Raw genomic sequence first — 9414 nt, forward strand, 5'->3', positions numbered from 1 at the left:
CTTTCACGCTCCGACATTTGAAAGCACAGGCACATGGCCGCTAAACACATTCACTTCTCCACCGACGCACGCGATCGCATGCTGCGCGGCGCCAATGTCCTCGCCAACGCGGTCAAGGTCACCCTGGGCCCCAAAGGCCGCAATGTGGTCCTGGAAAAATCCTGGGGCGCGCCGCGCACGACCAAGGACGGCGTCACCGTCGCCAAGGAGATCGAGCTCTCCGACAAGTTCGAGAATCTCGGCGCGCAGCTCGTGCGTGAAGTCGCCTCCAAGCAGAACGACGCCGCCGGCGACGGCACCACGACGGCCACCGTTCTCGCGGCCTCCATCGCCCGGGAAGGCGCCAAGGCGGTCGCCGCCGGCCTCAACCCGCAGGATTTGAAGCGCGGCATCGACCTCGCGGTCGAGGCGGTCGTCGCCGACCTCAAGAAGAACTCCAAGAAGGTCACCTCCAACGACGAGATCGCCCAGGTCGGCACCATCTCGGCCAATGGCGACAGCTACATCGGCCAGGAGATCGCCAAGGCGGTGCAGAAGGTCGGCAATGAGGGCGTGATCACGGTGGAAGAGGCCAAGAGCCTCGACTCCGAGACCGTCATCGTCGAGGGCCTGCAGTTCGACCGCGGCTATCTCTCGCCCTATTTCATCACCAACGCCGAGCGTCTCGTCGCGGAGCTCGAGGACCCCTACATCCTCATCCACGAGAAGAAGCTCTCGACTCTGCAGCCGCTGCTGCCGATCCTCGAGGCGGTGGTGCAGACCGGCAAGCCGCTGCTCATCATCGCCGAGGACGTCGAAGGCGAGGCTCTGGCCACGCTCGTCGTCAACAAGCTGCGCGGTGGGTTGAAGATCGCCGCCGTCAAGGCGCCGGGCTTCGGCGATCGCCGCAAGGCGCAGCTCGAGGACATCGCCATTCTGACGGGCGGCCAGGTCGTCTCCGAGGATCTCGGCATCAAGCTCGAGAGCGTCACGCTGCCCCTGCTCGGCAAGGCCAAGCGTATTCGCATCGACAAAGAGAATACGACGATCATCGACGGCGCCGGCGAGAAGGCGGACATCGAGGCTCGCGTCGCGCAGATCAAGGCTCAGGTCGAGGAGACCACCTCCGACTATGACCGCGAGAAGATGCAGGAGCGTCTCGCCAAGCTCGCTGGCGGCGTCGCGGTGATCCGCGTCGGCGGCGCGACCGAGGTCGAGGTGAAGGAAAAGAAGGACCGCGTCGACGACGCGCTGAACGCCACCCGCGCCGCGGTGCAGGAAGGCATCTCCCCCGGCGGCGGCGTCGCTTTGCTGCGCGCCATCAAAGCGCTCACCGATGTGGCGGTCGCCAACTCCGACCAGAAGACCGGCGTCGAGATCGTCCGCAAGGCGATCCAGGCTCCGGCCCGTCAGATTGTCGACAATGCCGGCGGCGACGGCGCGGTCGTCGTGGGCAAGCTGCTCGAGTCCGCCGACTACAGCTTCGGCTATGACGCCCAGACCGGCGAATATGGCGATCTCGTCAAATTGGGCATCATCGACCCGACCAAGGTCGTGCGCACCGCCCTTCAGGACGCGGCCTCCATCGCCGGCCTCATCGTCACCACCGAGGCGACGATCACCGAGCAGCCGAAGAAAGACAGCGGCCCGTCGCTGCCCCCGGGCGGCGGCATGGGCGGCATGGATTTCTGATCTTCCATTCCCGACCATTCGAAGAAGGCCCCGGAGCAATCCGGGGCTTTTTTTATTTGGACCCGCTTCGGCAAGGCATGTGCGTCGCCGCACGGCGCAGCGAGCCGCAACCCGTCAAAAGAGAGAGGTTCCGATCGAAGCGTCTGGACGTCGAGATCGGGCGACGTGGAAAGCGGCGGCCATCGCCGCTCCCTCTCACAAGGGTCTCACAAAAATGTTCAAGCGCTCGATTTTCGCACTCGGCCTCGTCGTCGCCGCCAGCGGCTCCGCTTTTGCCGGGGCCTCGCCGAATGGCGCGAGCATCAACGCCATCACCGCGAATGCGTTGAGCAACAATGCGCTCACCGCCAACGGCCTGCATGTCAATGCGCTCACGACCAACGCTCTGACCGACCATGGCGTGAAATTCAATGGCGTGGCCTCGAGCCCGCTCGCCGACGACGGACTGCGCGTCATAGCGATCGAGATGCCGGGTCTCGCGCCCGGGTCTCGCACCTCCGAATAATGATCTTCGCGGACGCGGGAGAGTCTTTGCGCGGCCTTCCCGCGGCTCTTCGAAAGAGTCGACCCATGCTGAAAAAACACACCGCCGCCGCGCTGTCGATCGCCTTCACGGCGGCGGCGACGCCCCTTTCCGCCGCCGAGCTCGAGCGCCTGGACGTCGAGGGAACGCAGTTCAAAGCGCGCTTCTCGGACGGCCGCGTACTCTTTTCGCCCGATCTCGTCGGCGCGACGCTGACCATCGCCAAAGGATCCGGCGCGTTGAAAATACGCATCGACGCGGTCGAACGCGATCCCGGCGACAGCGCCCGAGCGGTCGCGCCATCCGAGGCGGTGATGCTGCACGGCTTCTCTGTCCAGGGGCCGGATGGCGAGTGGAAGAATCTCTGCGATCCGGGCCCCGATGGGCGCCGTCAGGGATTTCCCGTTCCGGGCCGCGCCAACGGCGACGGGACGATAGGACCGGCCGAGCCCGGCGTCTTCGAGCTCACCTGCACAGGCGGGGCTCAGGGAAAATGCGTGCGCTTCGGCTATCGCCCGTGGGAGACACGAGCGGACGGAGCCTCCATGCGCGACATCTACAACGCCTGCATTCGACTGGTGCGCGCCGATTATTCCGGCGACGGCAAGGGCTCGACGCGCAATGGCCAGCCGATCGATATTTATGATTTTATGGGCGTCCAGTCGCCGGCCAATGATCCGGCCCATGAGTTCGAGGCCGGCTTCTCGCCCGACGGGGCCGTCTGCGTTCGCCATGTCCGCGTCAAGGCGAATACGAGCCTCGAGGCGCTCGAGGCGCAATCGCCGCGCTTGAGAGGCCGCACCGGAGACCAATGCACCGAGCCATTCGCCCGCGCCAATGGCGCCGTCCTCTTCGTGCGCTCGCCGCCGTGACGCGCACAGCTCTGTGACGCGCGCCTGCCGCGACGATTGCGGCGTTGCAGGAAGGGGCGACCTCGTCTAGCATGATGCTGCTTCGCCCCTCGACGGGCAAAGACGCAACGGAAGCGCAGGGGAAGAGGAATGGCCGAACATCACGAGACTTCGACGGATCTCGCGGAGCACCTCGCCACCTATCGCGGCTTTCTGACGATGCTGAAGGTGGGAACCGCCGCCTCCGTCGCCAGTCTGGCGCTGATGTATTTCTTCTTGGCGCGCTGAGGGATCGGCGCGCTGACGGATCAGCGGGCCGAGCGACCCGTTTTTCTCCACAGTTTCTGACCGAATGCGAACCGCGCGGCCATCCGGCCGCGGGGAACCGAATCTCCTCGCAATGGAGTTTCGTCTATGCGCATTGCTGTTCAATCCGAGACTGACAAAAATGAGACGCGCGTCGCCGCGACGCCGGAAACCGTAAAGAAGTTCAAAGCCCTCGGCGCGGAATTCGTGGTGCAGTCGGGGGCCGGCGCGATATCCGGATTTTCCGACGCCGATTACGCCGCGGCCGGCGCGACGATCGTGCAGAGCGCCGCAGCCGCCGCCGACAATGCCGAGATCCTGCTGCGCGTGCGCCGCCCGGCGCCGGGCGAGCTGTCCGGCGTAGCGCGCGGCGCGGCCGTGGTCGCCATCGCCGATCCTTTCGGACATGAGAAAGAGCTCGCGGCCCTCGCGCAGACCGGCGCCACGCTCTTCGCCATGGAGCTCATGCCGCGCATCACCCGCGCGCAGGTCATGGACGTTCTCTCCTCCCAGGCCAATATCGCCGGCTATCGCGCAGTCATCGACGCGGCGGCCGAATATGGCCGCGCCATTCCGATGATGATGACCGCGGCGGGCACGGTTCCCGCCGCGAAGATTTTCATCATGGGCGTCGGCGTCGCCGGCTTGCAGGCGATCGCCACGGCGCGACGGATCGGCGGCATCGTCTCGGCGACCGACGTGCGGCCGGCCACCAAGGAGCAGGTCGAATCGCTCGGCGCGAAATTCATCGCGGTCGAGAACGACGAGTTCCGTCAGGCCGAGACCTCCGGCGGCTACGCCAAGGAAATGTCGCCGGAATATCAAGCCGCGCAAGCCGAGCTGATCGCCGCGCATATCGCCAAGCAGGACATTGTGATCACGACCGCGCTGATTCCCGGCCGGCCGGCGCCCAGGCTCATCTCGGCGGCGGCGGCGCGCTCCATGCGCGCGGGCTCGGTCATCATCGATCTCGCGGCCGAGCGCGGCGGCAATTGCGAGCTGACCAAGCCCTTTGAAACGATCGTCGACAATGGCGTGAAAATCGTCGGCGCGGTCAATCTCGCCGGCCGCCTGCCGGCGACGGCGTCCAGCCTCTACGCAAAAAACCTGCTCGCCTTCGTCGAGACTCTCATCTCCAAAGAGACGAAGACTCTGGCCATCGATTGGAACGACGAATTGGTGAAGGCGACGGCCCTCACCCGCGACGGCGCCGTCATCGATTCGCGATTTGCGGCTTGATCACGCCGGCCCCGCGAGGGCCGCGCGAAGAAAGGGCGTTGGCACATGGCATCCGACACGACACAGCAAATGCTCGAAACGGCTCGCCGCGCAGCCGAGGCGACGCGCCAGCTCGCCGATCAGGCGCAATCCTATTCCGACCAGCTCGCCCAAGTGGCGGCGGCGGCCTCCTCGCATGGATTGACCGGCGGCGTCGATCCGGTCGTCTTCCGCCTCGCGATTTTCGCGCTGGCGGTGTTCGTCGGCTATTACGTCGTCTGGTCGGTCACGCCGGCGCTGCATACGCCGCTGATGTCGGTGACCAACGCCATTTCTTCGGTCATCGTGGTCGGCGCGCTGCTCGCGGTCGGCGTCGACCCGGCGGCGGACGCCAGCGGCGGCGCCTGGTGGGCGCAATGGTTCGGCTTTGTCGCGCTCGGCCTCGTCAGCATAAATATTTTCGGCGGCTTCATGGTCACCGAACGCATGCTGTCGATGTATAAGAAGAAGGGCTGAGCGCATGAACGCCAATCTCGCGGTCCTTCTCTACCTCGCCGCCGGAGTTTTGTTCATTCTGGCGCTGCGCGGCCTCTCCTCACCCGCGACATCGCGACAGGGCAATCTCTACGGCATGATCGGCATGGTCGTCGCCGTGGCGACGACTCTGCTGCTGCGCGCGCCGAGCTTCAGCGGATTTTTGTTCATGTCGGCGGGCGTCGCCATCGGCGGCGGAATCGGAGCGTGGCGGGCGCGCACCGTGCTGATGACGGAAATGCCGCAGCTCGTCGCCTTGTTCCACTCCTTCGTCGGCCTCGCCGCGGTTCTGGTGGCGGGAGCGGCGTTCAATGCGCCGCAGGCTTTCGGCATTGGCGCGCCCGGCCAGATCGAGGGCGGCAGCCTCTTCGAGATGTCGCTCGGCGCGGCGATCGGCGCGATCACCTTTTCCGGCTCGATCATCGCTTATATGAAACTCGCCGAGAAAATGAGCGGCAAGCCGATCCTGCTGGCCGAACGTCACACGCTCAATATTCTGCTCGGCGTCGCGCTCATCGGCTTCATCGTGCTGTTTGCGACGACGGAGAGCGGCTTTTGGCTGTTTCTCATCATTCTCGTCTCATTCACGCTCGGCGTGACGCTCATCATTCCCATCGGCGGCGCCGACATGCCGGTCGTCGTGTCCATGCTCAATTCCTATTCGGGCTGGGCGGCGGCGGGCATAGGCTTCACGCTCGGCAATCTCGCGCTCATCATCACCGGCGCGCTGGTCGGCTCCTCGGGCGCGATCCTCTCCTACATCATGTGCAAGGGCATGAACCGCTCCTTCGTCTCCGTCATTCTCGGCGGCTTCGGCGGCGAGACGACGACCGCCGCCGGCGCGGTGGAGAAGCGCCCGGTCAAGCAGGGCTCGGCGGAGGACGCCGCCTACATCATGCAGAACGCCGGCAAGATCATCATCGTGCCCGGCTATGGCATGGCGGTCGCGCAAGCGCAGCACGCGCTGCGCGAGATGGCCGATCTGCTGAAAAAGGAAGGCGTCGACGTGAAATACGCCATTCATCCGGTCGCCGGCCGCATGCCCGGGCATATGAATGTCCTGCTCGCCGAGGCCAATGTTCCCTATGACGAGGTCTTCGAGCTCGAGGACATAAATTCGGAATTCGGGCAGGCCGATGTCGCCTTCGTCATCGGCGCCAATGACGTCACCAATCCCGCCGCCAAGACCGATCCGCAATCGGCGATCTATGGCATGCCGATCCTCGATGTCGAGAAGGCGAAGACCGTGCTGTTCTTGAAGCGCGGCATGGGCTCCGGCTATGCCGGCGTCGAGAATGAGCTGTTCTTCCGGCCCAACACGATGATGTTGTTCGGCGATGCGAAGAAGACCGTGGAGCAGATCGTCAAATCGCTGGCGCATTGAGGCGGCGGCCCCAACCCTCTCCCGCGCAAGCGGGGGAGTGTGAGGGAGAGGGCGCTCAGCGCCTCCCCGCCTGGCCCGCGATACGCAGCAGCGCGCGTCCCGCCTCCATCTCGGCCAGCGCGGCATTGGCGCGGGCGCGCTGATTGGCGTCGCGCAAGGACGGCAGCAGAGCGGCGATCCGCGCCGCGGGCCAGATGCGCAAATGCTGCTCGAGCTGCGGTCGCTGCGAAAAGCCGAAACCGCTGCGCATCAGAATCGACACGCCGACATCCGGCCGCCCTTCGCGATCGATGGTGAGCCGCGCTCGATGCAGCGCCATCGCATAGCGCAGCGCGCCCCCCAATAATTGCCCGGCGTCGCCGCCGCCGGCGACCGCTCTGTCGAAGGCTTCGCCCGCCGCCCCGGCCTGGCCCGAGAAGGCGTCGAGCACCAGCCGATCGGCGGCGATATTGGACGCATGGGCGACAATGTCCTCGACATCGCCGGCCTCGATCGTCGTCGCGCCATGCTTGTAGAGGATCAGCTTGGCGAGCTCCGAGCGGCTCATGCGCCGATCCTCGCCGAGCGCCGCCTGCAGCAGCAGCCGCGCCTCCGGCGTCGCGGCGAGGCCGGCGTCGCTCAGGCTCCGATCGATCAGCGCGTGAAGATCCTGCTCGTCGTCGGGATTGCATTCGATCGCGGCGCCGAGCTTCGACGGCTCGATCAGCTTGCGCAGCGGCGCGTCGCGCTTCAGCGCTCCGGCCGTCAGCACGACGGCGCAATCCACCGGCGGCGCGGCGAGCAATTGCTCGAGCGGCGAAAGAATGGATTTGCCGCCCGTCTCGACGATGATCGCCCGCCTGCCGCCGAACAGCGGGATCGTATTGGCCTCGTCCAGCAGCGACAGAGGATCGGCGGCGACGGCGTCGCCGCTCATCTCGACGCATTGGAACGGATCATGACGATCGTCGACGCGCTGGGCGACGATGGCGAGCGCGCGCTCGCGCACGAGGCCGGCGTCGGCGCCATGGAGCAGGAACAGAAAGACCGAAGCCGGCGGCGCTTTCACGAAGCGCTCGGCGTCACGGCTCTTGATGGCGACCATGGGTGCTCGCAACTGCTGAGCGGCGAAAGGCCTATTCGCGACGCGCGCTCACTTCGACAATGCCGTCGCCACCCGCGTGCGGATCATGTCCGAGATGACCTTCGCGTCGCGGATCTCGCCATCGCGCGCGGCGCGCACATTGGCGAGACGATTGCTGAAACGATCATAGCTGGCGACGCCGAAAGCGATGCCTTTGGTGATCACATGCTCATCGGCGATGTCGATGAGCCTATATTCGGCGTCGACGACCACTGTCGCCGACGTCGCGCGGCCAGTGACCGTGTCGAGAATCGGCGTCTGCACGCGCTCCTTCAGCGCGACCATGAGCCGATAGCGCGGCGGAACGTCCGAGCCGGTGCCGTTCAAGGCGAAGATCAGCTCGTTGCGGACGTAATGGCCGATGCGGTCGGGAATGGGATCGACCGCGACCGCCTGCAGCTCGGCCGCCAGCGGGGCGTCGGTTCCGATCGGGCCATAGAGCGGCTGCACCGTGCAGCCCGAAAGCGCCAGCGCGGCGAAGACGGCAAGGGCGATCGGCTTGGACCGCGAGCCTTTAGGCTCGCTCCTCGCGCTGCGAGCCTGAAGGCTCGCGGTCCGGCGCCGCCGTTCAAACGACCACATTGACGATCCTCTTGGGAACGAGAATGAATTTCTTCAACGGCTTGCCTTCCATGGCGCGCAGCACGGCCTCTTGCGTCAGCGCCTCCTCGCGGATCGTCGCCTCATCGGCGTCATGGGCCACGAGAATCTCCGCGCGCTTCTTGCCGTTCACCTGCACCGGCAAGACTATCATGTCCTGGGCGACGAGAGTAGGATCGGCCTCCGGCCAGGGTGCCAGCGCGATGATCTCGGCATGGCCGAGATCGCTCCAGCACTCCTCCGCCACATGCGGCGTCATCGGCGCGATCAGCTGCACGAACACATCCGCCGCCTCGCGGAAGGCGAAGGCGAGATCGGCGGAGACCGGAACTGTCTCCACCTTGTCGAGCGCCGTGGTCAGCTCATTGGCGTATTCGCGAATGCGGGCGATCGCCGTGTTGAAGCGCAGGCGCTCGATATTGTCGCCGACCGCGGCGATGGTGCGATGCGTCGCCTTGCGAACATCGAGCGCCGCCGCGCCGAACTCGGCCGGCGCCGAAGCGCCGACGGGCGCCGCGACATTGCCGAGCTCGCCGGCCAGCCGATAGACGCGCTGCACGAAGCGCCAGGCGCCCTGCACGCCCTCCTCCGTCCACACCACATCGCGGTCGGGCGGCGAATCGGAGAGCACGAAGAGCCGCGCCGTATCGGCGCCATAGCTGGCGATAATATCGTCCGGATCGACGGTGTTGCGCTTCGACTTGGACATTTTCTCGATCGCGCCGATCGCGACCTCCTCGCCGCCCTCGATGAGGAAGGCGCGACGGCCCTTCTCGCTCGCCTCGAAGCGCAGCTCGCCGGGCGCGATCCATTTGCCGGAGGCGGCGCGATAGGTCTCATGCACCACCATGCCCTGGGTGAAGAGGCCGGCGAAGGGCTCGGCGACGCCGCCATGGCCCGTGTCGCGAATGGCGCGCGAGAAGAAGCGCGAATAGAGCAGATGCAGAATCGCGTGCTCGACGCCGCCGATATACTGATCCACCGGCAGCCAGCGCGCGAGCTGCTCCGCCGCGGCGGGGGCGGTCTCATTGTGCGGATCGGTGAAGCGCGCGTAATACCAGGACGAATCGACGAAAGTGTCCATCGTGTCGGTTTCGCGCCGCGCCGCGGCTCCGCATTTCGGACAGGCGACATTTTTCCATGTCGGATGATGGTCGAGCGGATTGCCCGGCCTGTCGAAGCTCACATCCTCCGGCAGCTTCAC

General features: G+C 65.9%; 10 protein-coding genes. 7 read left to right on the forward strand and 3 right to left on the reverse strand.

The window, feature by feature from the left end; all coding sequences use genetic code 11:
- The first annotated feature begins 33 nt into the window (after positions 1 to 33).
- The 7 genes from groL (at position 34) to VIF40_RS01505 (ending at position 6487) form a co-directional block, all read left to right on the forward strand.
- Positions 34 to 1671 (forward strand): chaperonin GroEL, encoded by a 1638-nt coding sequence (gene groL / locus VIF40_RS01475; RefSeq protein WP_331935745.1) that lies wholly within the window; start codon positions 34 to 36, stop codon positions 1669 to 1671.
- 214 nt (positions 1672 to 1885) lie between these two features.
- Positions 1886 to 2176, forward strand: coding sequence for a hypothetical protein (locus VIF40_RS01480; RefSeq protein ID WP_331935746.1), 291 nt, complete (start codon positions 1886 to 1888; stop codon positions 2174 to 2176).
- Positions 2177 to 2241: 65 nt separating this feature from the next.
- Positions 2242 to 3066, forward strand: a complete 825-nt coding sequence (locus tag VIF40_RS01485; RefSeq protein ID WP_331935747.1) for an ADYC domain-containing protein — start codon at positions 2242 to 2244, stop codon at positions 3064 to 3066.
- Between the two features lie 129 nt (positions 3067 to 3195).
- Positions 3196 to 3333, forward strand: a complete 138-nt coding sequence (locus tag VIF40_RS01490) for an aa3-type cytochrome c oxidase subunit IV (RefSeq protein WP_331935748.1) — start codon at positions 3196 to 3198, stop codon at positions 3331 to 3333.
- A 126-nt stretch (positions 3334 to 3459) separates the two neighbouring features.
- Complete coding sequence (locus VIF40_RS01495; protein ID WP_331935749.1) at positions 3460 to 4590, forward strand: Re/Si-specific NAD(P)(+) transhydrogenase subunit alpha; 1131 nt, start codon at positions 3460 to 3462, stop codon at positions 4588 to 4590.
- A gap of 45 nt (positions 4591 to 4635) precedes the next feature.
- The gene (locus VIF40_RS01500) at positions 4636 to 5085 is read left to right on the forward strand and encodes an NAD(P) transhydrogenase subunit alpha (protein ID WP_331935750.1); all 450 of its coding nucleotides are present in this window, start codon (positions 4636 to 4638) and stop codon (positions 5083 to 5085) included.
- Positions 5086 to 5089: 4 nt separating this feature from the next.
- Entirely contained in the window at positions 5090 to 6487 is a 1398-nt protein-coding gene (locus VIF40_RS01505) for an NAD(P)(+) transhydrogenase (Re/Si-specific) subunit beta (protein WP_331935751.1), read from the forward strand.
- Between the two features lie 55 nt (positions 6488 to 6542).
- On the opposite strand, the gene holA is transcribed toward VIF40_RS01505, so the two are convergent.
- From holA to VIF40_RS01520, 3 genes are all read right to left on the reverse strand, one after another.
- Positions 6543 to 7571, reverse strand: a complete 1029-nt coding sequence (holA, locus tag VIF40_RS01510; RefSeq protein WP_331935752.1) for a DNA polymerase III subunit delta — start codon at positions 7569 to 7571, stop codon at positions 6543 to 6545.
- A 48-nt stretch (positions 7572 to 7619) separates the two neighbouring features.
- Complete coding sequence (locus VIF40_RS01515) at positions 7620 to 8192, reverse strand: LPS assembly lipoprotein LptE (protein WP_331935753.1); 573 nt, start codon at positions 8190 to 8192, stop codon at positions 7620 to 7622.
- A partial coding sequence (locus VIF40_RS01520; protein WP_331935754.1) for a class I tRNA ligase family protein occupies positions 8179 to 9414 on the reverse strand: 1236 nt, incomplete at its 5' end. The genes VIF40_RS01515 and VIF40_RS01520, both read right to left, overlap by 14 nt.

Source organism: Methylosinus sp. (assembly GCF_036560965.1).
Classification (GTDB): domain Bacteria; phylum Pseudomonadota; class Alphaproteobacteria; order Rhizobiales; family Beijerinckiaceae; genus Methylosinus.